General features: G+C 63.3%; 22 protein-coding genes. 13 read left to right on the top strand and 9 right to left on the bottom strand.

The window, feature by feature from the left end:
- Positions 1 to 79: 79 nt before the first annotated feature.
- The 3 genes from ACVIN2_RS33080 to ACVIN2_RS33070 form a co-directional block, all read right to left on the bottom strand.
- Positions 80 to 985: a hypothetical protein gene (locus ACVIN2_RS33080; RefSeq protein WP_456768806.1), complete on the bottom strand. Its 906-nt coding sequence runs from the start codon at positions 983 to 985 to the stop codon at positions 80 to 82.
- A 36-nt stretch (positions 986 to 1,021) separates the two neighbouring features.
- The gene (pqqA, locus tag ACVIN2_RS33075) at positions 1,022 to 1,102 is read right to left on the bottom strand and encodes a pyrroloquinoline quinone precursor peptide PqqA (protein ID WP_018460299.1); all 81 of its coding nucleotides are present in this window, start codon (positions 1,100 to 1,102) and stop codon (positions 1,022 to 1,024) included.
- Between the two features lie 171 nt (positions 1,103 to 1,273).
- On the bottom strand, positions 1,274 to 1,666 hold the full coding sequence (locus ACVIN2_RS33070) for a calcium-binding protein (protein ID WP_456768805.1): 393 nt from the start codon (positions 1,664 to 1,666) through the stop codon (positions 1,274 to 1,276).
- 342 nt (positions 1,667 to 2,008) lie between these two features.
- Between ACVIN2_RS33070 and ACVIN2_RS33065 the strand changes: the two genes are divergently transcribed.
- The 6 genes from ACVIN2_RS33065 (at position 2,009) to ACVIN2_RS33040 (ending at position 7,761) form a co-directional block, all read left to right on the top strand.
- A complete protein-coding gene (locus tag ACVIN2_RS33065; protein ID WP_247436601.1) occupies positions 2,009 to 3,673 on the top strand; it encodes a methanol/ethanol family PQQ-dependent dehydrogenase in 1,665 nt (554 codons plus the stop codon).
- Positions 3,674 to 3,683: 10 nt separating this feature from the next.
- Complete coding sequence (locus ACVIN2_RS33060) at positions 3,684 to 4,040, top strand: c-type cytochrome (protein WP_456768804.1); 357 nt, start codon at positions 3,684 to 3,686, stop codon at positions 4,038 to 4,040.
- Positions 4,037 to 4,966, top strand: a complete 930-nt coding sequence (locus ACVIN2_RS33055) for a substrate-binding periplasmic protein (protein WP_456768803.1) — start codon at positions 4,037 to 4,039, stop codon at positions 4,964 to 4,966. Before ACVIN2_RS33060 ends, ACVIN2_RS33055 begins: the two co-directional genes overlap by 4 nt.
- A gap of 127 nt (positions 4,967 to 5,093) precedes the next feature.
- Positions 5,094 to 6,104: an FUSC family protein gene (locus ACVIN2_RS33050; protein ID WP_456768802.1), complete on the top strand. Its 1,011-nt coding sequence runs from the start codon at positions 5,094 to 5,096 to the stop codon at positions 6,102 to 6,104.
- A 110-nt stretch (positions 6,105 to 6,214) separates the two neighbouring features.
- Positions 6,215 to 7,204 carry a Bug family tripartite tricarboxylate transporter substrate binding protein gene (locus ACVIN2_RS33045; RefSeq protein WP_456768801.1) on the top strand — a complete coding sequence of 330 codons (990 nt, stop codon included), beginning with the start codon at positions 6,215 to 6,217 and terminating at the stop codon, positions 7,202 to 7,204.
- A 131-nt stretch (positions 7,205 to 7,335) separates the two neighbouring features.
- A complete protein-coding gene (locus ACVIN2_RS33040) occupies positions 7,336 to 7,761 on the top strand; it encodes a hypothetical protein (RefSeq protein ID WP_456768800.1) in 426 nt (141 codons plus the stop codon).
- A 60-nt stretch (positions 7,762 to 7,821) separates the two neighbouring features.
- On the opposite strand, the gene ACVIN2_RS33035 is transcribed toward ACVIN2_RS33040, so the two are convergent.
- Positions 7,822 to 8,790 carry a helix-turn-helix domain-containing protein gene (locus ACVIN2_RS33035; RefSeq protein WP_456768799.1) on the bottom strand — a complete coding sequence of 323 codons (969 nt, stop codon included), beginning with the start codon at positions 8,788 to 8,790 and terminating at the stop codon, positions 7,822 to 7,824.
- Between the two features lie 510 nt (positions 8,791 to 9,300).
- On the opposite strand from ACVIN2_RS33035, the gene xoxF5 reads away from it, so the two are divergent.
- From xoxF5 to ACVIN2_RS33000, 7 genes are all read left to right on the top strand, one after another.
- The gene (xoxF5, locus tag ACVIN2_RS33030; RefSeq protein WP_456768798.1) at positions 9,301 to 11,106 is read left to right on the top strand and encodes a lanthanide-dependent methanol dehydrogenase XoxF5; all 1,806 of its coding nucleotides are present in this window, start codon (positions 9,301 to 9,303) and stop codon (positions 11,104 to 11,106) included.
- Between the two features lie 109 nt (positions 11,107 to 11,215).
- Positions 11,216 to 11,704: a c-type cytochrome, methanol metabolism-related gene (locus tag ACVIN2_RS33025; RefSeq protein WP_007601366.1), complete on the top strand. Its 489-nt coding sequence runs from the start codon at positions 11,216 to 11,218 to the stop codon at positions 11,702 to 11,704.
- A 61-nt stretch (positions 11,705 to 11,765) separates the two neighbouring features.
- Positions 11,766 to 12,875, top strand: a complete 1,110-nt coding sequence (locus ACVIN2_RS33020; protein WP_027566533.1) for an S-(hydroxymethyl)glutathione dehydrogenase/class III alcohol dehydrogenase — start codon at positions 11,766 to 11,768, stop codon at positions 12,873 to 12,875.
- A 33-nt stretch (positions 12,876 to 12,908) separates the two neighbouring features.
- Entirely contained in the window at positions 12,909 to 13,472 is a 564-nt protein-coding gene (gene gfa, locus ACVIN2_RS33015; protein ID WP_027519384.1) for an S-(hydroxymethyl)glutathione synthase, read from the top strand.
- Positions 13,473 to 14,127: 655 nt separating this feature from the next.
- Positions 14,128 to 14,580 (top strand): (2Fe-2S)-binding protein, encoded by a 453-nt coding sequence (locus tag ACVIN2_RS33010; RefSeq protein ID WP_007601363.1) that lies wholly within the window; start codon positions 14,128 to 14,130, stop codon positions 14,578 to 14,580.
- Position 14,581: 1 nt separating this feature from the next.
- Positions 14,582 to 16,894 (top strand): molybdopterin cofactor-binding domain-containing protein, encoded by a 2,313-nt coding sequence (locus ACVIN2_RS33005; protein WP_456768797.1) that lies wholly within the window; start codon positions 14,582 to 14,584, stop codon positions 16,892 to 16,894.
- A gap of 57 nt (positions 16,895 to 16,951) precedes the next feature.
- Positions 16,952 to 17,212 carry a hypothetical protein gene (locus ACVIN2_RS33000; protein ID WP_027566531.1) on the top strand — a complete coding sequence of 87 codons (261 nt, stop codon included), beginning with the start codon at positions 16,952 to 16,954 and terminating at the stop codon, positions 17,210 to 17,212.
- Positions 17,213 to 17,518: 306 nt separating this feature from the next.
- Here ACVIN2_RS33000 and ACVIN2_RS32995 read toward each other — a convergent pair whose 3' ends face one another.
- The 5 genes from ACVIN2_RS32995 to ACVIN2_RS32975 form a co-directional block, all read right to left on the bottom strand.
- On the bottom strand, positions 17,519 to 19,258 hold the full coding sequence (locus ACVIN2_RS32995; RefSeq protein ID WP_027519387.1) for a methanol/ethanol family PQQ-dependent dehydrogenase: 1,740 nt from the start codon (positions 19,256 to 19,258) through the stop codon (positions 17,519 to 17,521).
- A 115-nt stretch (positions 19,259 to 19,373) separates the two neighbouring features.
- On the bottom strand, positions 19,374 to 20,027 hold the full coding sequence (locus ACVIN2_RS32990) for a QcrA and Rieske domain-containing protein (protein WP_456768796.1): 654 nt from the start codon (positions 20,025 to 20,027) through the stop codon (positions 19,374 to 19,376).
- Between the two features lie 265 nt (positions 20,028 to 20,292).
- On the bottom strand, positions 20,293 to 20,757 hold the full coding sequence (locus ACVIN2_RS32985; protein WP_456768795.1) for a group III truncated hemoglobin: 465 nt from the start codon (positions 20,755 to 20,757) through the stop codon (positions 20,293 to 20,295).
- A 137-nt stretch (positions 20,758 to 20,894) separates the two neighbouring features.
- Positions 20,895 to 21,806, bottom strand: a complete 912-nt coding sequence (locus ACVIN2_RS32980; RefSeq protein ID WP_456768794.1) for a 3-hydroxybutyryl-CoA dehydrogenase — start codon at positions 21,804 to 21,806, stop codon at positions 20,895 to 20,897.
- A gap of 197 nt (positions 21,807 to 22,003) precedes the next feature.
- On the bottom strand, positions 22,004 to 23,482 hold the full coding sequence (locus tag ACVIN2_RS32975; protein ID WP_456768793.1) for an FAD-binding oxidoreductase: 1,479 nt from the start codon (positions 23,480 to 23,482) through the stop codon (positions 22,004 to 22,006).
- Between the last annotated feature and the right edge of the window lie 176 nt (positions 23,483 to 23,658).

The raw sequence follows: 23,658 nt of genomic DNA, 5'->3' as shown, positions 1-23,658 counted from the left end.
GAGCCGGAAGTTTCAATCCGGCCGCGCGAAATCGAGCGGGAATTGCCGGTCGCATGTCCCCGCAACCGCTGAGCGAGCGCTAGAAATTGACCCCAAACACCAGCCTCGCCTGGTGGCGCTCGAAATTGGCGAGATCAAGATTGCCGCCTGATCCGGCCGGACGGCCCCAGGCCTGCATGCTCCAGCTCATGGTCAGGCGCGAGCGCTCCGAAAGCTGGAAATAAGCGGTCGGACCGACGAAGAGCGCCTGTCCTGCGAACTCGCCGAGGCCGATGCCTTCGTACTGCCGGAAGTAGCGTACCTCGCCGCCGAGCAGCACATCGGGCCGCACGCGCACCAGGCCGGCGAAGGCCGCGCCGACGGTTGAGCTCTTTTCGGACAGTCCCGCCACCTCGAAGCGCGCCCATTCGGGTTGATAGATCAGGTTGAGCGCGCCGATAGCAAAGTTCGGGATCAGCTCGCGATCGAAGGCGAGCGTGAAATCGGTACCGTACATCCGCCCTTTTGCGCCGGAGGTCTCGTCGATGCGGTCGCCATGGAGTTCGGCGGCGACAGTCAACCCGAATGGCGCGCGCTCGCGATCGAGCAGGCGATAGCGCAGGTCGAGCGAAGCGCCCTGAAAATTGAACTGGCGACGGTCGCCGATATCGGGGACGCCGGTGATGTCGTGCAGGGTGGCCGTGCCGCCGACCTCGACGCGGAAGTTCGGCAGCGGCACGATCTCGATCTCGACCTCCTGCGACAGCGCGCGATAGGTCCCGCCGCCTTTGCCGAATCGTCCTGTCGTCTGAGTCTGGAATTCGCGCTCACCGGGATTGCCGACATCGGTGCCGATCATGAAGCCGAAGATGTGCTCGGTATCAAAGCCCTCTTCGGCGCTGACGCATGCCGGCGCGAGCGCGACGATGCAGGCGGCTATGGTCCAGAATGTAAGGGCTCTCGCGCGCATCCCCGACACTACCACGGCTTCGACGGTGTTTGCCATCGAAGCCGCGGCAGGTCGTCAGTCTTACTTGTGGTCTTACTTGCGCAAAGCGCAGGCGTACATGTTGATTTCCATGCCGACCGGCACTTCCACGATCTTCGGAGCTTTCCAGGCCATTCGGGGACTCCCAAGGGATTGAGCGCGACATCGCGCCGGCCAAAACCTAGGGCTGCGTCAGGCACAGCGCAAGTCTGGAATCGCGCCGTTGACACAGCGAACTGTCGCATCGCGCTTGCAAATTTCTCTCTGGGGCAACTCGCCTTCGCTCCCAGTCAAGCAGCGCGGCGCTCACTGCAACAGGCGCAGCAGCGCGCGGCCGGCGCGCGAGTTCAGCTCCTTCGCATCCAGCGTTCCATCCTTGTCGGGATTCGCTGCGTTGAAGCGCTGCTCCACGACCGAGAGATATTCGTCGAGCGTGAGAGTCCCGTCGCGATCGGGATCGGCGGCGGCGAGTTCTTTCGCCGTTAACCGTCCGCGCAATTCACGGGCGTCGAGCGTGCCGTCGTGATCGGGATCGAGCTTGGCGAACGACGCGGCCGCTGCCTTCTTCACCTCGGCAAGATCGAGCGTGCCGTCATTGTCGGTATCGAACGCCTTGACCGCGTTGCCGGAGGCCGACCAGGCCGGACCGGACAGCAGCGCTATCGTGAGCGCAAGTGCAACAGAGCGACGCAATATCATGAAAACCTCCCAGACCAAGAGCTCCGATTCGAGCCGGATCGACACGACATAAGTGCACAAGCGAGCCTCGGTTCAAGCCCCGAATTGCAGCCTGCGCCCGTACAACTTGCGGAACCCGTCGGCCCGACCGCTGCCGTCGCGCACGCGCCCTGCTCCATGCCGCGGAATTTCTTCAGCGCCTGCGCACAAGTGAGAGTTGCTTGTCAGCTCTCCGTCAGGTGACCGGCATCCCGCCGCCCACCATATCGGCATCGCAATTACGACTTTCGTATTGACGCGTTTTGCATTCGGGCGGAGTGTTGCTGTCGCAACGTCAATAGGCGCGCATATTGGGAGGGACGGATGAAACGCTTTGCGATGGCCGCGAGCCTCGTCATGCTTGCATCGACTTGTGCAAATGCACAAACCAGCGAGCAGCTGGTCAAGGGTGCGACCGATACATCGAACGTTCTCAATTACGGGATGGGCTACAATCTCCAGCGTTTCTCGACGCTGAACCAGATCAACAAGGACAGCGTCAAGAACCTTGTCCCGGTCTGGAACTACTCTTTCAACGACGATCGCAGCGAGGAATCGCAGCCGCTGGTGTACCAGGGCGTGATCTACGTGACGTCGCACAACGCGACCATGGCGGTCGACGCCAAGACCGGCAAGCAGATCTGGAAATCCAAGGTCGAGTATCCTGCCGAAACGCCGCGCATCGTCTGCTGCGGCATCATCAATCGCGGCGCCGCACTCTATGACGGCAAGGTGTTCCGCACCACGCTCGACGCCAACGTGATCGCGCTCGACGCCAAGGACGGCAAGGAGCTGTGGCGGCAGAAGGCGGCCGATATCAAGGAGGGATATTCGATGACGGTGGCGCCGCTGGTCGCCGACGGCATCGTGATCACCGGCATCTCCGGCGCCGAGTTCGGCACCCGCGGCTTCATCGACGGCTGGGATCCGGCAACGGGCAAGCATTTGTGGCGCACCCATTCGATCCCCTCCCCGGACGAGCCCGGCGGCGACACCTGGAAGGGCGATACCTGGAAGCTCGGCGGTGGTTCGACCTGGATCACGGGCTCCTATGATCCCGAGCTGAACACGGTCTATTGGGGTATCGGCAATCCCGGACCGTTCAACTCGGCGGTGCGCCCGGGCGACAACCTCTACACCTGCTCCGTGCTGGCGATGGATCCCAAAACCGGCAAGATCAAGTGGCACTACCAGTTCTCGCCCAACAATCCGTTCGACTATGACAGCGTGGCCGAGATGGTCCTCGCCGACATGAATGTCGAGGGCAAGCCGACCAAAGTGTTGATGGACGCCAACCGCAACGGCTTCTTCTACGTGCTCGACCGCACCAACGGAAAGCTGCTCGCGGCCAATCCTTACGTGAAGGTCAACTGGGCGACCGGAATCGACATGAAGACCGGGCGCCCCATCGAGACCGACGTCTCGAAGGATGCGCGTGAGGGCAAGAAGGTGACCGTCTATCCGTCGATCCTCGGCGGCAAGAACTGGGAGCCGATGTCGTTCAATCCGCAGACCGGCCTCGCCTACGCCAACACGCTCGCCTTCGGCGGCAGGTACAAGACCGAACCCGCCACCTTCAAGCAGGGTGAATGGTATCTCGGCATGGACCTCACCGATCTCTGGGAATGGGGTGACGGCCCGCGCGGTCATCTGAAGGCGATCGATCCCATGACCGGCAAGGCGAAGTGGGAAGCACCAAGCGACATCCCGCGCTTCTCCGGCGTGCTGTCGACCGCGGGCGGCGTCGTGTTCTCGGGCGCGCTGACCGGCGAGTTCGAGGCCTTCGATGCCGACACCGGCAAGAAGCTCTGGCAGTTCCAGACCGGCTCGGGCATCGAGGGACAACCGGTGACCTGGCAGCAGGACGGCGTGCAGTATGTCGCGGTGACGAGCGGCTATGGCGGCGTCTACTCGCTGTTCTCCGGCGACGAGCGGCTGGCCAAGGTCCCGCCTGGCGGCTCGCTTTGGGTTTTTGCGGTCAAGCAATAACCACGGCACGATGCTGAGAAAGCTATCTCACAAGACGGTGGCGATCCTCGCCACCGTCGCGGTGCTGCCGGTCGCGCTTGCGGCGACCGTTCGTGCCGCGGATGATTCAACCGGCAATCCCGTGCAGGCGGAGATCGACCACGGCAAGTCGACTTATGCCGAGAAATGCTCGCACTGCCACGGTCCCAACATGATGAACCCCGGCACCATCACGCCGGATCTGCGCACCTTCCCCGACGACAAGACGCGCTTCGTCACCACGGTGAAGAACGGCAAGAACAACAAGATGCCGCCCTGGGCCGATATTCTTAGCGACGAGGAGATCGGGAATCTCTGGGCCTTCATCTCAAGCCGGAGAAAACCATGAGGCGCTGGCTGGCCGCTTGGAGCATTGCCGCGATCCTCGCAGCGGCGGCCGCGGCTGCACGCGCGGCCGACGATCCGCTCAAGATTTGTCTCGACGAGGACAGGCCGCCGCTCTCGGTGCATCACAAGGGCAAGCCGGGCTCGGGTTTCGACGTGCTGCTGGCGCAGGCGATCGCCGACCGGCTCGGACGACCGCTGACGATCCAGTGGTTCGAGAGCAAGCTGGACGAGGATTCGAGCCCGCAGCTCGAGGCCAATGCGCTGCTGTCCGACGGCCGCTGCTCGCTCGTCGGCGGCTACGCGCTGACGACAGACTCCCTCGTCAAGCCCGGCATGAAGACGGCGCGCCTGCCGGATTTTGCCGGCGCCACGCGCGACGACCGGCGCCGCCGCGTCGCGCTCGGCGTGCTCGCGCCGAGCCAGCCCTATGTCTATTCGCCGATGACGGTCGTGCTCGGACCGAAGGCGCGGGGTCGCAAGATCGGCGATATCGGTGATCTCGCCGGCCTGCGCCTCGTCATCGAGAGCGGCTCGCTCGGCGATGCGATCCTCATGACCTTCGACAAGGGGCGCCTGATCGACGACATCACCCATCTCGTTCCCGGCCGCGATGATCTCCTCGGTGCACTTGCCCGCGGCGACTATGACGCGACGCTGATCGACCTCGGCCGCCTCGACGCCCATCGCGCCGCGCACCCCGATACGGCGATCTCCGCGTCCGGCTACTACTATCCGATCGGGGCCAATCGCGGCTATGTCGGGCTCGCCAGCGATCCCGCGCTGATCGACGCCGTTAACAAGGCGCTGACCGGCCTTGCTGCCGAGGACAAGATCGCCGAATTCGGCACGCAGGCGGGGCTGACCTATTTGCCGCCACGTGAGCCTGCGATCCTCGGCGACGTCTGGATGAAGATCATTCAGCGGTGACCGGAGCGTCCGGCTCCCGGAATGACGGATAAAGTGATCGGCGATGGGCCCGTTACAACCATCGCTAGCTCGGCGACATTCTGCACCCTATGATGCCGCCGTTTTCATTCGGCCATCCGGTGGCATCGTGAATCCTTCCGCCGCAAGCCTGCGCGATCTCCTCTCGCGCGAAATCAAGACCGGCGAATTGGTGCGGGCGCTGATCGTCGTCGGCCCCATAGTCGCCGCCTATTTCTTGGCGCGCGAGACGGCGCTGCTGAATCTCGGGTTGGTCGCGGTCTCGTTGCTCATTCCCGCGCTCAGGCTGCGCCTGCCACCAAAAGTCGTCACGTTGCATTATCTCGCCATCCTCCTCACTTTTGCCGCGCTCTTCCTTGCCGCCCCGATCAAGCCGCTATTCGCAGTGCTGACGGCGCTCGCCGGATTCCTTGCGGTCGCGGTAACGCGCTATGGCGAACATTTCCGCACGCTTGGGAATTGGGTGTTCATCCCCGCCGTGTATCTTGCCTGCGAGGTGCGGGAGGGCGTGAGCGCCTCGGAAGCCCTGCGCCATGCCGGCATGATCATCGTGTCCTCTCCCATCGCACTGGCTCTGGTCTGCGCCATCCGGATTTACGACCAGCGACGGTGCGGCGATGCCGCGACCTCGTTCGGAGCGCCCGCGGCCGAATGGTTTGTGCCCGCGGCGGCAACCGCCCTTGCGGTGTTCGCTGCGGCGGCTCTGGTCGAGATCCTCGATCTCGCGCAGGGCCAATGGGTGATGTGGTCGGCCGCAAGCGTCGTGGTCGGCGATCTCGCCGCTTCGACCGGCAAGCTGAAGCAGCGGGCGATCGGCGCCGTCGCCGGCGTGCCGCTCGGTTTCCTCGCCGGCATGGTGCTGCCGCAAAGCCGGGTCGGCTATGCGCTCGCGGTTCTCGCGGCCACCCTCACGCTGATCTCGTTCTCCCGCTACATCATCGGCTTCGGCCTGCGCTGCTTCTTCATCGCGCTGGCCGCCTCTTTCGCCGGCAGCGCCAGCGGCATCGCGGAGGAGCGCATCGTCAACGTGCTGATCGGCGGCACCTTTGGCTTGCTTGCGGTAGCCCTGACCGAAATCGCCTGGCTGCGTGTCATGCGAAAAGTGGGATTGTCCGGATGACGCCCGAATAGGCACAGCGCGGCCCTTCGAATGCGCCAATGTGTCTCGCCTGCCACCCATGGCAGAGGCGATCCGATGCAGTACCGTCGACGGCAATCCGGGAGAGAATCATGTCCGCAACGCTCGATCGCCGCCACTTCATCGCCGCCGGCACCACCGCACTCGCGATGCCCTTCGTCTCGCGCGGCGCCTCGGCGCAAGCTGCATGGCCTTCGCGGCAGATCCGCATGATTTGCAGCTATCCCGCCGGCGGACAGACCGATCTGCTCGCACGCGCCTATGGCGAATTCATTGCCAAGCAGGTCGGAAAGACCGTCGTCGTCGAGAACAAGCCCGGTGCCGCGGGCGCGATCGGGACGGCGGAGGTCGCCCGCGCGGAGCCGGACGGCCACACCATCCTGTGCTCGATCTCGACCACCTACATCATGAACCGGGTGGTGATGAAGGCTCCCGGCTACGACATGGACAAGGATTTGACGCTCGTCAGCGTCATTCCGGGCGCCGGCCTGTTGCTGGTGGCGAACCCGAAGACCGGCGTCAAGACGCTGGAGGATTTCGTCGCCTTTGCGCGCAAGAGCGGCAAGGTCAACTTCGGCACCTATAGCGCGGGCTCGGCCCCGCATATGACGGTCCACGAGCTCAACAAGCAGTATGGCCTTGCCATCGAGCCGATCCACTATCGCGGCGAAGCCCCGATGTGGACGGGCATGCTGGAAGGTACGCTCGATGTGGCCATGGGCAGCTACACGGCAGCGCGATCGGTTTTGCAGAGCGACCGTGGCACCGTGTTCGCGGTGCATTCGAAGAAGGTCGACGCCATCCCCGATATCAAGACCCTCCCCGAGCAGGGCGCGACGTCGAAATTCTTCACCGTTAGCGGCTTCTCCGGCTGGGCCGTGCCGAAGGCGACACCGCAACCGGTCGTCGACCGCCTGGCGGAGCTTTGCGTCGCTGCCAACAACGATCCGAAGGTGAAGGAGGTTCTCAACACGTTCGTGCTCGAACCCGCGATCGGCTTCAAGGACACCAACGCCCTGTATCAGCGCGAGCTGCCGATCTGGATCGAGAGCGCGCGGTCGCTCGGCCTCGAGCCCTCCTGAACCGCGAGACAAGACGCCCCTTCGCGGCGCAGCATCCGACCAAAGCCTAGTGCCGGAAACGTATTTTCCCGCTATGATTGTGCGACGCTGCCGGGAAGATCTCACCGGCGCGGACGAGAAAGGCCGATCCCATGACCCCGGATGGCGTTGCCGTAGCCGTCATGATCATCCTGCTCTTTCCGATGGGCTATTTCACGTTGGCGTCTCCGGCCTTCCTGCTGGTGAAGCTGGATATCCAGCCCGTCGCCCAGCTTTTGCGCGGAATGTTCAATGCGCATTTTCTGGTGATGCGCGTTGCCGGAATTATCGGAGCGGTCGCTTTCCTGCTCGACGGTCGTCTGGTCGCCGCGATGGGCGTTGGCCTCCTTGCAGCCTTGGCGATCTACGGACGCCGCTGGTTCATGCAGCGGATGGACGAGCAGCTCAGCGCCAGGGACGCCGGCGATGCCGAGGCCCCGCGCCGGCTACGCCGACTACATTGGAGTGGAATGCTCGGCAATGCGGTGCTGCTCGTCGCTCTCCTGACCAGCATTCCCTACATCGCCATATCGACATGAGAGACAGCGCGGGCGCGTGACGGTCAGCCGTCGTCGTTCGACGCCGAACCTGGCGTTTGCCTAGTGCTCGTCCGCGGCAACCGCGCCCTGTTGCGCCTTGTGGATCGAGGACGGCACCACGCCGAAATACTTCCGGAACACCCGGCTGAAATGCGATGAGCTGGAGAAGCCCCAAGAAAACGCGACGTCGGTGATGGTCTTGCCGGCGTGTGCCTCGAGCTCCTGGCGGCAATTCTGAAGACGCGCCTGCCAGATGTAGTCGCTCACCGTGGTGCCGCGCTCCGAGAACAGCATGTGCAGATAACGCTTGGAGCAGCCGAGCTCGGCGGAGATCTGGTCGATGCACAGATCCGGATCGCGCAAATGCTCGCGGATGAAGAACTGCGCCCGCACATAGGTCGCTTCGGGCCCGACGCGATCCAGCATCGTGTCGGCCTCGCGCAGCGGCAGCAGCAAGAGGTCGATCAGCGAATCGGCGACGCCGACCGCACTGTTCGCCGACAGCTTGGCCGCCTCGTCGAAGGTCGCATGCACGAAATCGTGAGCGATGCGCCCCGTCCCCGTGCGTGAGGTCAATTTGCAGGCGGGCATTCGCTGCGACGGGAACCCGCGGTCGCGCAGCAGCGCCTTGGGTACAATCACCACATCGTGGCGCGTGAAAGCGGGGCTGATGATCGAATGCGGACAGGAGACGTCATAGGCGATGATGTCGCCCGGGTTCAGCTCGATGTGGCGGCCTTCCTGCTCGAAATAGGACACACCGTAAGTCTGGAAATGGATCTTGATATACGGGTGTTCATTGGCCTTGGCGCGCGCCAGGGTGTGCGCGATGCGATGCTGGCTGACCTCGATCTGGCAGAGCTTCAGGCGCGAGACGCTGGTGTAGTCGATGCGGCCTTCGAGCGAAGACGCTTCCAGCGGATCGACGTCGAAATGCCCACACAGGCTCGTCAGCCCGTCGATCCAGCTCTGGATCTGCCGCTTCGGCGTCATTCCCGTCGTCGAGAGCGTGTGAATTGTGTCGGACATTAATCCAGCCACTGGTTTGATCCGGAGATTTTGACGCGAATCGCGAGCCGCGCTGCCGGAGCCCTGAACCGTGATTGCGTGACGTTTACCTCGATTTTGAGCGATCTTCTGGAACGAGCGCCATCGTTCCATTGCCACCCTTGGAAGTTAATCCTCCGCCTTAGTTGCAGCGCCGTCAAGGGGAACCTAAGCGTGGAAGACGGTCCCACGCGCTGCGGAAGCCGCTGAATTCGCTACTGCAAAATCAAAATCTTCGCGGCCGTGCGCTGTCAAGCAAACCAGCTTCTCTCTTGGGCAAGTTTCCCGATGGCGAAGTCGCTACGGATGCATCAGGAACAACAAAAACGGGCCGCTCCTGCACGTGGACCCGTAGCTCTCATCAGGAGGAGAAAGCACCCAGCATCGTTTCTGGTCCCAAACGTGACCGCCCTGCACGAGCAGACACCGGACGAGAAGCCCGGTGATTGAGCAATGCTTCGGAAAAATAAACGAGACAACGGAGGAATGACTATGCGCAAGGTACTACTGGCGACCTTTCTTGGGTCCGCTGCGGCTCTCGCCGTAGGCAGCGCGTCAGCCAATGACGAGCTGAACAAGATGGCGCAGAACCCGAAAGACTGGGTGATGCCGGCGGGCGACTATGCCAATACCCGCTATTCCAAGCTCAACCAGATCAATGCTCAAAACGTCGGCAAGCTCCAGGTCGCCTGGACCTTCTCGACCGGCGTGCTGCGCGGCCATGAAGGCGGCCCGCTGATCATCGGCAACATGATGTACGTCCACACGCCGTTCCCGAACAAGGTCTACGCTATTGACCTTTCGAACGAGAACAAGATCGTCTGGAAGTATGAGCCGAAGCAGGATCCGAACGTCATCCCCGTGATGTGCTGCGACACAGTCAACCGCGGCGTATCTTACGGCGACGGCAAGATCTTCCTGCATCAGGCCGACACCACCCTGGTCGCGCTCGATGCCAAGACCGGTCAGGTTGCATGGACTGCCAAGAACGGCGATCCCGGCAAGGGCGAGACCGGCACCTCGGCGCCGCTCGTCGTCAAGGACAAGGTGCTGATCGGCATTTCCGGCGGTGAGTTCGGTGTTCAGGCCCATATGACCGCCTACGACATCAAGACCGGCAAGCTGGCTTGGCGCGGCTACTCTGAAGGACCGGATGATCAGATCCTGGTCGATGCAGAGAAGACCACCGCACTCGGCAAGCCCGTCGGCAAGGACTCGAGCCTGAAGACCTGGCAAGGCGATCAGTGGAAGATCGGCGGCGGGGCCACCTGGGGCTGGATCTCCTACGACCCCGAGCTGAACCTCGTCTACTACGGATCGGGCAATCCCTCGACCTGGAATCCGAAGCAGCGTCCCGGCGACAACAAATGGTCGATGACGATCTGGGCTCGCAACCCTGACACCGGCCAGGCCAAGTGGGTTTATCAGATGACGCCCCACGACGAGTGGGACTATGACGGCGTCAACGAAATGATCCTCTCGGACCAGCAGATCAACGGCCAGCCGCGCAAGCTGCTGACGCACTTCGATCGTAACGGCCTCGGCTACACGCTCGATCGTGCCACCGGTGAGCTCCTGGTCGCCGAAAAGTACGATCCGAAGGTGAACTGGACCTCCGGCGTCGACATGGACAAGAACTCGCCGACCTACGGCCGCCCGAAGGTGCTCGACGCAGCTTCGACCGACAAGGCGGGCGAGGACCACAACGTGAAGGGCATCTGCCCGGCCGCGCTCGGCACCAAGGACGAGCAGCCGGCAGCCTACTCGCCGGACACGCAGCTGTTCTACGTCCCGACCAACCACGTCTGCATGGACTATGAACCGTTCAAGGTGAGCTACACCGCGGGCCAGCCCTATGTGGGTGCGACGCTCTCGATGTATCCGCCGCAGGGTGAAACCCACATGGGTAATTTCATCGCCTGGGACGGCAAGACCGGCAAGATCGTCTGGTCGAACAAGGAGCAGTTCTCGGTCTGGTCGGGCGCGCTCGCAACCGCAGGCAACGTGGTGTTCTACGGAACGCTCGAAGGCTACCTGAAGGCAGTCGACGCCAAGACCGGCAAGGAGCTCTACAAGTTCAAGACTCCTTCCGGCATCATCGGCAACGTCACCACCTATGAGAACGGCGGCAAGCAGTATGTCGCAGTGCTCTCCGGCGTGGGCGGCTGGGCCGGCATCGGTCTGGCGGCAGGCCTGACCGATCCGACCGCCGGTCTCGGCGCAGTCGGTGGCTACGCGGCGCTCAGCAACTACACGGCACTCGGCGGTACGCTGACCGTGTTCTCGCTGCCCAACTAGGCCTCTCAGCATCGCTCCGGCGCGTGGATCAACTCCACGCGCCGGCTCGTCTCACCGAATGCCTTCTGAGGAAAATCTCTTGCGTAAAATCTGCTCTGCCATTGCTGCGATGTTCTTGGTCGCGTCCGGGGGAATTGCCGTCGCGGACGGCTCAGGCGACCCGACCGCCGTCAAGCAGAACGAAACCGGCGAATGGTCCGACAAGGAAGGCAACCCAACCTACAAGATCACCGACGGCTCCGTCGACTGGTACACCTATTCCGGATACCGCCGCTATCACTCGGACTGCCATGTGTGTCACGGCCCGGATGGCATGGGCTCGACCTACGCCCCGGCGCTGAAGGATTCGCTGAAGACGATGAGCTATGCCGACTTTCTCGGCGTCGTCGCCTCCGGCCGCAAGAACATCTCGACTGCCGCAGAGAACGTGATGCCGGCCTTCGGCGATAACCCGAACGTCGCCTGCTACATGGACGATCTCTACGTCTATCTGCGCGCCCGCTCCAACGAGGCCTGGGGCCGCACCAGACCTGGCAAGCACGAGGACAAGAACGACGCCTATACCAAGAACGAAGATTCGTGCATGGGCAAGAAGTGAACGTGCGGAGCCCGACCAAGACCTGGTTCTTGGCGCCCTGCCGGAATTTGAGGAGTTTAAGATGAAGACACGTGCCGCCGTCGCTTTCGAAGCCAAGAAGCCGCTCGAGATCGTCGAAGTCGATCTGGAAGGACCGAAGGTCGGCGAAGTCCTGGTCGAGATCAAGGCGACGGGCATCTGCCATACCGACGCCTACACGCTCGACGGCTTCGACAGCGAAGGAATCTTCCCGTCGATCCTGGGCCACGAGGGCGCGGGCATCATCCGCGAGATCGGCCCTGGCGTGACCTCGGTGAAGCCGGGCGACCATGTCATCCCGCTCTACACGCCGGAATGCCGGCAATGCAAAAGCTGCCTTAGCCAGAAGACCAATCTCTGCACCGCAATCCGCGCGACGCAGGGTAAAGGCGTGATGCCCGACGGTACCAGCCGCTTCTCCTACAAGGGCAAGCCGATCTACCACTACATGGGCTGCTCGACCTTCTCGAACTTCACCGTGCTGCCGGAGATCGCGGTCGCCAAGATCCGCGAGGACGCGCCGTTCGACAAGAGCTGCTACATCGGCTGCGGCGTCACCACCGGCGTCGGTGCCGTCGTCAACACCGCCAAGGTCGAGCCGGGCTCCAACGTGGTCGTGTTCGGCCTCGGCGGCATCGGCCTGAACGTGATCCAGGGCGCCAAGATGGCTGGCGCGGACAAGATCATCGGCGTCGACATCAACGACTCCAAGGAGGAATGGGGACGCCGGTTCGGCATGACCGATTTTGTCAATCCCAAGAAGATCACCGGCGACATCGTCCCGCATCTCGTCACCCTGACGGACGGAGGCGCCGACTACACCTTCGACTGCACCGGCAATACCACAGTGATGCGCCAGGCGCTGGAGGCCTGCCATCGTGGCTGGGGCACCTCGATCATCATCGGCGTTGCCGAATCCGGCAAGGAGATCGCGACCCGCCCGTTCCAGCTCGTCACCGGGCGAAACTGGCGCGGCACCGCCTTCGGCGGCGCGCGGGGCCGCACCGACGTGCCGAAGATTGTCGACTGGTACATGAACGGAAAGATCCAGATCGACCCGATGATTACCCACACGCTCAAGCTCGAAGACATCAACAAAGGCTTCGACCTTATGCATGAGGGCAAATCGATCCGTTCAGTCGTCGTGTTCTAACTCGAAAAGCGTCACCCCAAGGAGGATCGACCCATGACTGTTGCACTCCATCCCTCGATCGATAACGGCATCAAACAGGGCAGCGGCAGCTTCGCCGGCGGCACGCTCGCATGTAAATGCAGCGACCATCAGGTCAAGGTCGCCGTCAAGGGCGACGTCGCGCATAACCACGCCTGTGGCTGCACCAAGTGCTGGAAACCGCAGGGCGCGAATTTCTCCGTCGTCGCCGTGGTACCCCGCCAGAACGTCACCGTGCTCGAGAACGGCGACAAGCTCCAGATCGTCGACCCGTCGGCGGTGATCCAGCGCTACGCCTGCAAGGCCTGTGGCACGCACATGTATGGCCGCATCGAGAACAAGGGTCACCCGTTCTACGGCCTCGACTTCATCCACCCCGAACTGTTCCAGGAACAGGGTTCGCAGGCGCCGCAATTCGCTGCCTTCGTCTCGTCGGTGATCGAATCGGGCGTGAAGCCGGAGCAGATGGGTGGAATACGGGCTCGGTTCAAGGAGCTTGGTCTCGAGCCCTATGACTGCCTGTCGCCGGCGCTGATGGACGCCATCGCGACCCACGTGGCGAAGGCCAAGGCTGCCTGAGCCAAGGCCGCTTAAGCAAAGGCCGCCCGAGCAAGGCTGCCTGACGTTTACCGCGCCCCGCCCGCTCGCTGGTTCCACCACACCCAGCGAGCGGACGGCGCCGGCCGGGACAATCGCGGCGATGCCGCCGCTTCTCGACTGCACCTGTGTGGGGGCCGTCAGCTCCCTCAGTCCTGGTCTCTGAATGACTGCGCAGGGCCACCGGCTTCCTGCTTGAAGTCCGCGGCGCCTGCGTTTCTCCCTCCCTCGACTGAGGCATCCTGCTTCGTCCGCACAGGTCTTCTGGCGGACGAAGCTTTTTTCATTGTCCCCATGTGCAGAGGCGCGCGGCGAGATGCGGCGCCCTGCTTTTGACAAACCTTCGTTGCAATCTTTTCCCATCGAGAACAGCTGACGAGAGAACACTTGGCTGTGAATGCTAGACCGAAGCGATCCTTGCTAAGATCGCGACGTGACGATGCCGCGCGAATTCAATAATCAAGAACACGACGGGAGGTATCGAACACATCCGGACATGACATTGGCATTCCTGAGTCCTGCCGGGATCTGCCCGTGCGGGATGACCGCTGGAATGCGACGCCGCGCAGCGCGCATTGCACCGACCGGCATCTGAAAAATCTGAAATCAGCAAGCTTATGAAGAGCGAGGGACGATCATGATCAAGGTGAAGATCAATGGCCAGGAACAGAGCTGGGACGGCGACCCGGATCTCCCGCTACTCTGGTTTCTGCGCGACGAGGCCGGGCTGACCGGCACCAAGTTTGGCTGTGGCCAGGCCCTGTGCGGCGCCTGCACCGTCATCGTCGACAAGGAAGCCGTGCGCGCCTGCATCACGTCGATCAACGACGTCGCCGGCCGCGAGATCACGACGATCGAGGGACTGCATCCGAACGGTGATCACCCGGTGCAGAAGGCCTGGCGGCAGGTCAACGTTCCCCAATGCGGCTTCTGCCAGGCAGGCCAGATCATGCAGGCGGCCGCGCTGCTAATGGACAATCCAAAGCCGTCGCACGACCAGATCCGCGAAGCGATGTCCGGCAACATCTGCCGCTGCGGCTGCTACCAGCGCATCGAGAATGCGGTCCATCTCGCATCGACGGGAGTGTGACATGAATTTCATCGACAATCCCAGGAAGCTTCGTGGCTTCGAGAAGAACATCAGGGTCGAGAAGGTTTCGCGCCGCAGCATCCTGAAGGGGCTCGGCATCACCGGCGGCTTCGTGCTCGCGGCGCCCGTGATGTCGCGCCAGGCGTTCGCCTACGAGACCGGCGCCGGCAAGATGCCACACGGCGTCGTGGTCGATCCGCGCGTGTTCGTCGCGGTCGCACCCGACGGCACCGTTACCATCCTCGCCCACCGCGCCGAGATGGGCACGGGCGTGCGCACCAGCCTGCCGCTGATCGTGGCCGAGGAGATGGAAGCCGACTGGTCGCGGGTCAAGGTGGAACAGGCCCATGGCGACGAGGTCAAATTCGGCAACCAGGACACCGACGGCTCGCGCAGCACGCGGCATTATTTGATGCCGATGCGCCAGATCGGTGCCTCCGCCCGCACCATGCTCGAGCAGGCCGCAGCGAAACGCTGGGGCGTGCCGGCAACCGAGGTCAAGGCCGTCAATCATGAGGTCGTCCACAGCGCGACGAGCCGCAAGCTCGGCTTCGGCGAGCTCGCAGCTGACGCCGCCAAGGAATCGGTGCCGAGCATCGAAGGGCTCAAGCTGAAGGACCCCAAGGACTTCCGCTATCTCGGCAAGGGCCAGATCGGCATCGTCGATCTCCACGACATCACCACCGGTAAGGCACGTTACGGCGCGGACGTGCGGCTGCCAGGCATGAAGTATGCCGTGATCGCGCGCCCGCCGGTGACCGGCGGCAAGCTGGTCAAGTTCGATCCGGACGCGGCGTTGAAGGTCCCCGGCGTCGAGAAGGTGATGCAGGTGCGCGGATGGCCGTGGCCGTCGAAATTCCAGCCGCTCGGCGGTGTTGCCGTGATCGCGCGCAACACCGGCGCGGCGATCAAGGGCCGCGACGCGCTGAAGCTGACCTGGGACGACGGCGCGAACGGCAAATACGATTCCGTCGCCTACCGCAAGGAGCTCGAGGAAGCCTCGCGCAAGCCGGGCCTTGTGGTGCGCCAGGAAGGCGATGCCGAGGCTGCTCTGAAGGGCGCCGACAAGGTCGTCGTCGGCGAATATTATCTGCCGCATCTTGCCCATGTCAGCATGGAGCCGCCGGTGGCGGTCGCCGACGTCAAGGGTGACAAGGCGGAGATCTGGGCGCCGGTGCAGAGCCCGGGTGGTACGCGCGAGGACGTCGCGAAGACGCTCGGCATTCCCGAGGGCAATGTCACGGTCAACGTCACGCTGCTCGGTGGCGGTTTCGGCCGCAAGTCGAAATGCGACTTCGCACTCGAGGCCGCGCTGCTGTCGAAGGAGCTCGGCGTGCCTGTCAAGGTGCAGTGGACGCGCGAGGACGACGTCCGCCACGACTTCCTGCACACGGTCTCCGTGGAACGGATCGAGGCGGGCCTCGACAAGAGCGGCAAGGTGATCGCCTGGCGCCATCGCAGCGTGGCCCCGACCATCGCCTCGACATTCGCCGCGGGTGCCAAGAACCAGGCGCCCTTCGAGCTCGGCATGGGCCTCGTCGATATGCCATTCGAGATCGCCAATATCTCCTGCGAGAACCCGGAGGCCGCGGCGTTCACCCGCATCGGCTGGTTCCGCTCGGTCTCGAACATCCCGCGCGCCTTCGCGGTGCAGTCGATGGTGGGCGAGATCGCCCATGCGACCGGCCGCGACCAGAAGGAGACGCTGCTCGCGCTGATCGGCAGCCCGCGCATCGTCAAGCCTGCTGTGAAGGACATGTGGAACTATGGCGAGCCGATGGACAGCTATCCGATCGACACCGCGCGCCTGCGCAAGGTGGTCGAGCTGGTCGCCGAGAAGGGCGAATGGGGCCGTCAAATGCCGAAGGGCCATGGCCTCGGCATCGCCGTGCACCGCAGCTTCGTCAGCTATATCGCCACCATCGTCGAGGTGGCCGTCGACGACAAGGGCAAGCTGACGGTGCCGCGGGTGGACACCGCCATCGACTGCGGCACTTATGTCAACCCCGAGCGCATCGCCTCGCAGGTCGAGGGCGCGGCGATCATGGGGCTCAGTCTCGCCAAATACGGCGAGATCACCTTCAAGGACGGCAAGGTGCAGCAGAAGAACTTCGACGACTTCCAGGTCCTCAGGATCGACGAATCCCCTGCGGTGACTAACGTCTACATCGTGCCGCCAGGACCCGACACGCCGCCGAGCGGCGTCGGCGAGCCCGGCGTCCCGCCATTCGCGCCGGCGCTGATGAACGCCATCTTCGCCGCGACCGGAAAGCGCATCCGCAGCCTTCCGCTCGGCAAGCAATTGGAAGCGTAAAGGCGGGAACACAAGGCGGCCTCGCGCCGTTTGCATCGATCTGACAGGAGCAGATCGATGACCCATATCTCAAAGGCGCTCGCAGTCTCGTTGCTGTCGAGCGCCTTTCTTTTGACGGCCACTGGCGCATACGCCCAGAGCAACACCACGCCGCCGACAACGGCGACGCGCCCCAGCACGCCGGACCAGAACTCTGTGCCCAACGCCAATGCCACGCCGCCATCGACCACCCAGACCACCGGGCAGCACAATCCAGATCCCAAGGTTCGCGAGATGAACCAGAAGGAGAAGGACAAGGTCGAGCGCGAGGGGAAGTAGCGATCTGCGCATCGGCGTTTTGACGTCGTGATTATCGGCTTTACTTCTTCGCCGAAGCGCATCGATGTGCCCTCCCCCCTTGCGGGAGAGGGCAGCTACGCCGGTTGCCACGATCACGCTGGGTGAGGGGTATGCCTGCGCGAATCTCGCATATTGAGATGCGCGGATGGAACCCCTCATCCGGCGCTTCGCGCCACCTTCTTCCGCAAGGGGAGAAGGGAAGACGCCGACGCAAAATGCGGCGGACGCGGACGTCCGCCGCATTTGCCCCCTGACACTCCGCTTCTTTCGATCCGCCAGCGGAGCTTATTTCTTGAGCGCGAACACCCAGATCACGCCGCCTTGCGGCACGTTGGCTTCGATGCCGATATTGTTGGTCACGAGTGCATCCTGGATGCGCTGTGCATCCACGCCCCATCCCGACTGAATCGCGATGTATTGCGTACCGTCGATCTCATAGGACACCGGCATGCCCATGATGCCGGAGTTGGTCTTCTGCTCCCACAACAGCTCGCCGGACTTCGCGTTGAAGGCGCGGAAGTTGCGGTCGTTGGTGCCGCCCACGAAGACGAGATCGCCCGCGGTCGCCGTCACCGAGCCGAACAGCTGCGATTTCGGGAAGTTGTGTTGCCACATCTTCTTGCCCGTAACGGGATCCCAGGCCTGGAGCTCGCCGAAATGATCCGCCCCGGGCTTCGTCTTCAGCCCGATGTCCTCCGGCTTGGTGCCGAGCCAGAGCTCGCCGGGCTTGAGCGGAACCTTTTCGCCGGTGAACCCGCCGCAGAAATTCTCGTTGGCGGGCACGTAGACGAGGCCGGTCTTCTGGCTGTAGGCCGCGGACGGCCAATCCTTGCCGCCCCACAGCGACGGACAGAACTCCACGCGCTTGCCGACCATCGGCTTGTGCGCGGGGTCGACGATCGGCCTGCCGCTCTCGGCGTCGATGCCCTTCCAGACGTCGGTGGAGACGAACGGCCAGCCGGCAACGTAGTTGATCTTGGTCGGCGTGCGCTCGAGTATCCAGAAGATCGCATCGCGTCCCGGATGGACCAGGCTCTTGATGTTGCGGCCGTCGCGTTGCAGGTCGATCAACATCGGCGCTTCGACTTCGTCCCAGTCCCAGGAATCGTTCTGGTGATACTGGTGATAGGTCTTGATCTTGCCGGTGTTCGGATCGAGCGCGAGCACCGACGAGGTATAGAGATTGTCGCCCGGATGCATCTCGCCGGGCCACGGCGCGGCGTTGCCGACGCCCCAATAGATCGTCTTGGTGTCCTTGTCGTAATTGCCGGTCATCCAGGCCGAGCCGCCGCCGTTCTTCCAGTCCTCGCCCTGCCAGGTGTCGTGGCCGGGTTCGCCTTCGCCCGGAATCGTATAAGTCCTCCACAGCTCCTTGCCGTCCTTGGCATCATAGGCGGCGACATAGCCGCGCACGCCGAACTCGCCGCCGGAGCCGCCAACGATGACCTTGCCGTCGACGATCAACGGCATCAGGGTCATGTACTGGCCCTTCTTGTAATCCTGCACCTTGGTGTCCCACACCACCTTGCCGGTCTTGGCGTCGAGCGCGACGACATGGTCGTCGGTGGTGGCGAGATAGAGCTTGTCCTCCCAGAGGCCGACGCCCCGGCTGGTCGGATGCAACTGGAACAGGTCATCGGGGAGCTGCCGCTTGTAGCGCCAATATTCGTCGCCGGTCTTGGCGTTCAGCGCAATCACCTGCCCCATCGGGGTTGCCACGAACATCACGCCGTTGTTGACGATCGGCGGCGCCTCGTGGCCTTCGACCACGCCGGTCGCGAAGGTCCAGACCGGCGTCAAGTTCTTCACATTCGAGGTGTTGATCTGGTCGAGCGGGCTGTAGCCCTGCCCGTCATAGGTGCGTCGGTAGAGCATCCAATTGGCGGGCTCCGGGTTTTCCAACCGCTGCGCGGTGACCGGCGCGTAGTTCTCGATCGGGCCTGATACGGCGGCGGTCGAGGCAAGAGTCGATGCAAGACACGTGAAGGCGACGAAGCCGGACAGTAACCACTGCTTCCTGGTCATGGCGTTCCCCTTTTTCATTCGTTTGAATTCTTGTTTTGAATTCTTGTCGTTCGTCCCGTCGTCCACCCATCGGCGGATGCGGTCTCTCATGACGCGGGCACAACCCGCACGCCCATCATCCCGGCTGCGCGCCACCTACCTTTCCGACGAAGTTTCCGGCGACGCTGAGCGAGCCGTCAGCCAGCGCCAGCGGCAGCGCAGCGAGCCGTCGCGGCGCCGGCCCGAACACGACCTGCGCGCCCGCGCGAGGATCGTATTCGGAGTTGTGGCACATGCATTTGAGCACTTCCTTGTCGCCGACATCGCTCTTCACCCAGGCCGTGACAGGACAGCCGGCATGCGAGCAGATTGCCGAATAGGCGAGGATGCCGTCGACAGCGCGCGCTTTCGTCTGCTCGTCGAGCTCGGCGGGGTCGAGGCGGATGATCAGAATCTCGTTGAGGCGCGAGGCGCTGCGCACGACCGATGTCTTTGGATCTTTCGGCCAGGCATGCACCGGCGGTCCGCCGGCCGACAGATCGGCCGCGGTGACGGGCTTTCCCTCCTGATCGCCTTCGGAGAATACGAGCAGATCGCCCTTCTGAGGCCGCTCGTCGGAGCCCGGCGCATCCTCGCCCGCGTGCACCTGCGTGGAACAGGCGAGGCACGCCGTCGTGGCCAGCGCGCTCATCAACAGCGCCCGCCGGGTTTGCTCCGTGCACGCGTCAGCTTCGGATTCCGCTGTGTTGTCGGAGGATGAAGAGGATGTGTTGAACGATGCACTCGACATGTCCACAAGCAGGCGCTGGAACTCTGCCGAAAAAAAGGCAAAGATTCTTTCCCGCAGTGCATCACACGGTTATGCTCGCATTGATTGAACGCCAACACGCGCGTTTACGCGCATTTTTTTCATTGCAACGTCACGTTACGCGACCGGCATGATGATTTTGCAGATCAGGTCAATGCTATCGGTATTGGTGCAATGCGCCGACGGACGGCGCGATCGTAGCGCCATCAGTGCCGCTTGCGCATTTCTCAGGCAGGCATTTTGTATTCTAGGAGCGGAGCACGTGACGCGGCGCGGCGATACGACCGGCCAAGGTGGCCGACGCCATCTCAAAGCTGTCGGCGATGCGGCGCGCCCTGTCGATGAATAGCGCGGCTGCCTGCGGCGGGCAGACCTCGCGCGCAGTCTGTTCGAACAAATCGAGCCAGCGATCGAAATGATGGCCAGCCAGGCTCAGCGGCATATGCGCCCGCATCGGCGAGCCGTGATAGCGGCCGCTCATCAGCACGACCGACGACCAGAAATCCCGGAGCTTGGCCAGATGCTCGTCCCAATTCTGCACGATCGCGAACACCGGCCCCAGCAGCGCATCCTCACGGACGCGGCCATAGAAACGGGTGACGAGTTCCCCGATCATCTCTTCGGTGATCCCGGTGCGCTCGATCGCATCCTGGGTCAGCAAGTTCCGCCGCGCGGCCGCAGCCTCGCGCTCGGCTTTCAATCGATCCGACATGTCCCTTGTTATCCGTTCCGTTGTTCCCGCAGGCCGCCCCTTCGACATTGTCGGGCCGATCGCGCGCGGCGTCTTTGTCGCAGCGCAAATCGCGGGGTTCGGCGACGAGCACTCGACGCCCGCCGCCCGCGCCATCGTCAGGCGCTGTAGGTGTAAAAACCCTGCCCCGTCTTGCGGCCGAGATGGCCGGCGTCGACCATTTCCTTGAGCAAGGGGGCTGGACGGTATTTGGGGTCGTTGAAGCCTTTGTAAAAGACCTCCATCACCGACAACATGGTGTCGAGCCCGACGAGATCGGCAAGCGCCAGCGGCCCGATCGGATGGTTGCAACCGAGCTTCATGCCGGCATCGATCTCTTCCGCCGTCGCAATCCCCTCCTGCAGCGCGAAGATCGCCTCGTTGATCATCGGGCACAGGATGCGGTTGACGGCAAAGCCCGGGCTGTTCTTGGCCGTGATCGCCACCTTGCCGACGCGCTTGGCGAAATCGAGCGCCTTGGCGTGGGTGTCGTCGGAGGTCTGCAAGCCGCGGATGAGCTCCAGCAGCGCCATGACCGGAACCGGGTTGAAGAAGTGCATGCCGATGAAGCGGTCGGGGCGGTCGGTCGCCGCGGCGAGCTTCGTGATCGAGATCGATGAGGTGTTCGTGGCGAGCAGTGTCCGCGGCGACAGCGTCGCACAGAGATCCTTCAGGATCTTGACCTTGAGTTCCTCGTTCTCGGTCGCGGCCTCGATGACGAGATCGCAATCGACGAGCTTGGCGCGGTCGGTGGTGCCGGTGATGCGCTTGAGCGTGGCGTCGCGATCGCCCGCCGACATCTTCTCCTTCTTAACCAGGCGCTCGAGACTGCCGCCAACCGTCGAAATCCCGCGGCTCACTGCCGCATCGGAAATATCGACCATCACGACCGAAAGCCCGGCCGCGGCACAAATCTGCGCGATGCCGTTCCCCATGGTGCCTGCCCCGATGATGCCAACGGTTTGGATCATTGCCTCAAATCCTTCATCCTTGCGGACGTGCCATACCGGCCTCGCCCATTGTTCCTGCATCAGGGTCTAGCACTGCCCCCGGGCGGGTGCGACCTGATCTTCTCCCTTCCTTAAAGCATCCAAGGCGGGAATAAAGCCGCCTTTCGGCCGCCAAACGGCGTGATTTGGTGCCCCGGCGTGTTTGGCCCGGCCTATCTGCGCATCCCGTCCCCGGAGGGCGCGAGGGTGCGGGGAGCACCGGGCTCGAGGCGTACGGCTTAACCGAGACGAAGCACCTTGCCCGGATTCATGATGTTCTTGGGATCGAGCGCCCGCTTGATCGTGCGCATGATGTCGAGCTCGGTCCGGGAGCGGTAGTGCTGGAGCTCGTCGAGCTTCTCGATTCCGATGCCATGTTCCGCCGAGATCGAGCCGCCCATGGACGTGACGAGGTCGTTGACGGTCCGTGTGATCGCCGCGGAGTACTGGTTGAGCGTATCGCGGTCCATGCCCTTCGGGCCCATGAAGGAGAAGTGCACATTGCCGTCTCCGATGTGGCCGAGCGGATAGGGGCGAATTGCCGGCAGGATAGCAAGCACGGCCGCAAGACCGCTGTCGATAAACTCGGGAATCCTGGAGACAGCGACCGACACGTCGTAGCTCAAGCCCGGACCTTCGGTGCGCGATGCCTCGGCCACGCTCTCGCGAATCCGCCACATGTTGCGCGACTGCGCTTCGGTTTGCGCGATCACAGCATCCAGCACCCGGCCCGCCTCGAGTTGATCGGCCAGGAACAGCTCCATCCTATCCGACATGCCCGCACCACCGTCCTGCCGTGCCCGGGCCGACGAACATTCGAGAAGGAGATACCATTCGGTCTCGGCCTTGAGAGGATCCTGGGTGCCGGAAATGTGGCGCAGCACCATGTCGGTGCACGCACGGCTGATGAGCTCACAGGAGCCGACATTGTCATCGGAAGCGGCATGCGCCTCCGACAGAAGGTCGATGGCCGCCTTGGGATCGCGGATTGCGAGCCATGCCGTGCACACGTCTTTCGGCGCCGGCCAGAGTTTCAGCACCGCCTTGGTGATGATGCCGAGCGTCCCTTCGGCGCCCATGAACAGATGCTTGAGGTCATAGCCGGTGTTGTCTTTCTTGAGTGCGCGCAGGCCGTCCCAGACATCGCCATTGGCCAGCACGACTTCGAGACCCAACACCAGATTTCGCGCATTGCCATAACGCAGCACCTGCACGCCGCCGGCATTGGTGGACAGATTGCCTCCGATCATGCAGGAGCCCTGAGCACCCAGGCTGAGCGGAAAGAGGCGATCGTGGCGCGCGGCTGTGTTCTGGAGCGTCTCGAGGATGCAGCCTGCCTCCACGGTCAGGGCGTAGCCGACGGGATCGATATTCAGCACCTGGTTCATGCGACCGAGCGACAGCACGATACCGCGGTGCATGGGCCACGGCGTGGCGCCACCCATCAACCCGGTGTTGCCACCTTGCGGAACGATGGCAATGCCGTTGTCGTAGCAGAGCTTGACGACAGCGGAGACTTCCGCGGTGCTGGCCGGACGCACGACCGCCGCGGCCTGCCCCGCGAGTTCGCCGCGCCAGTCGGTCACGAAGGGGCGCTTGTCGTGCTCGTCCAGGATCAGACTTTTGTCGCCGACGATGGCCCGCAAGCGGTCGAGAACGGCTGAGGTCACGGGCGCGGTCGGAATCGAGGGAGCGGTGGGAAGGGCTGCACCCGGCATGTGTTCCTCGCTTTTCGGCCGTTCAGCGCCCTGGGGCGCACCGGCCTTCATTCTTGTTTTCATTCTGGGCGGTGGTGCGATGACCCTAGCATAGGGGTTGCGCTTGCGGGAACGCCCCCGGCAGTAAGTCTCGTGCGGATTTGCCTGGAATGCTGAATGCAGGCGCACTTCCGCCG

Source organism: Bradyrhizobium sp. USDA 3650 (assembly GCF_054057395.1).
The sequence above is the reverse complement of the archived record's forward strand: the minus strand, read 5'-3'. Positions and strand labels throughout refer to the sequence as shown.

What these genes read in the sequence shown, in the direction of transcription:
- xoxF5 (WP_456768798.1), top strand. Translation starts at nt 9,301, where the DNA reads ATGCGCAAGGTACTACTGGCGACCTTTCTTGGGTCCGCTGCGGCTCTC.
- gfa (WP_027519384.1), top strand. Translation starts at nt 12,909, where the DNA reads ATGACTGTTGCACTCCATCCCTCGATCGATAACGGCATCAAACAGGGC.
- ACVIN2_RS33020 (WP_027566533.1), top strand. Translation starts at nt 11,766, where the DNA reads ATGAAGACACGTGCCGCCGTCGCTTTCGAAGCCAAGAAGCCGCTCGAG.
- ACVIN2_RS33035 (WP_456768799.1), bottom strand. Translation starts at nt 8,790, where the DNA reads ATGTCCGACACAATTCACACGCTCTCGACGACGGGAATGACGCCGAAG.
- ACVIN2_RS32985 (WP_456768795.1), bottom strand. Translation starts at nt 20,757, where the DNA reads ATGTCGGATCGATTGAAAGCCGAGCGCGAGGCTGCGGCCGCGCGGCGG.
- ACVIN2_RS33000 (WP_027566531.1), top strand. Translation starts at nt 16,952, where the DNA reads ATGACCCATATCTCAAAGGCGCTCGCAGTCTCGTTGCTGTCGAGCGCC.
- pqqA (WP_018460299.1), bottom strand. Translation starts at nt 1,102, where the DNA reads ATGGCCTGGAAAGCTCCGAAGATCGTGGAAGTGCCGGTCGGCATGGAA.
- ACVIN2_RS32980 (WP_456768794.1), bottom strand. Translation starts at nt 21,806, where the DNA reads ATGCAGGAACAATGGGCGAGGCCGGTATGGCACGTCCGCAAGGATGAA.
- ACVIN2_RS32975 (WP_456768793.1), bottom strand. Translation starts at nt 23,482, where the DNA reads ATGCCGGGTGCAGCCCTTCCCACCGCTCCCTCGATTCCGACCGCGCCC.
- ACVIN2_RS33060 (WP_456768804.1), top strand. Translation starts at nt 3,684, where the DNA reads ATGCTGAGAAAGCTATCTCACAAGACGGTGGCGATCCTCGCCACCGTC.
- ACVIN2_RS33010 (WP_007601363.1), top strand. Translation starts at nt 14,128, where the DNA reads ATGATCAAGGTGAAGATCAATGGCCAGGAACAGAGCTGGGACGGCGAC.
- ACVIN2_RS33065 (WP_247436601.1), top strand. Translation starts at nt 2,009, where the DNA reads ATGAAACGCTTTGCGATGGCCGCGAGCCTCGTCATGCTTGCATCGACT.
- ACVIN2_RS33070 (WP_456768805.1), bottom strand. Translation starts at nt 1,666, where the DNA reads ATGATATTGCGTCGCTCTGTTGCACTTGCGCTCACGATAGCGCTGCTG.
- ACVIN2_RS33045 (WP_456768801.1), top strand. Translation starts at nt 6,215, where the DNA reads ATGTCCGCAACGCTCGATCGCCGCCACTTCATCGCCGCCGGCACCACC.
- ACVIN2_RS32990 (WP_456768796.1), bottom strand. Translation starts at nt 20,027, where the DNA reads ATGTCGAGTGCATCGTTCAACACATCCTCTTCATCCTCCGACAACACA.
- ACVIN2_RS33025 (WP_007601366.1), top strand. Translation starts at nt 11,216, where the DNA reads ATGTTCTTGGTCGCGTCCGGGGGAATTGCCGTCGCGGACGGCTCAGGC.
- ACVIN2_RS32995 (WP_027519387.1), bottom strand. Translation starts at nt 19,258, where the DNA reads ATGACCAGGAAGCAGTGGTTACTGTCCGGCTTCGTCGCCTTCACGTGT.
- ACVIN2_RS33055 (WP_456768803.1), top strand. Translation starts at nt 4,037, where the DNA reads ATGAGGCGCTGGCTGGCCGCTTGGAGCATTGCCGCGATCCTCGCAGCG.
- ACVIN2_RS33040 (WP_456768800.1), top strand. Translation starts at nt 7,336, where the DNA reads ATGACCCCGGATGGCGTTGCCGTAGCCGTCATGATCATCCTGCTCTTT.
- ACVIN2_RS33005 (WP_456768797.1), top strand. Translation starts at nt 14,582, where the DNA reads ATGAATTTCATCGACAATCCCAGGAAGCTTCGTGGCTTCGAGAAGAAC.
- ACVIN2_RS33080 (WP_456768806.1), bottom strand. Translation starts at nt 985, where the DNA reads ATGGCAAACACCGTCGAAGCCGTGGTAGTGTCGGGGATGCGCGCGAGA.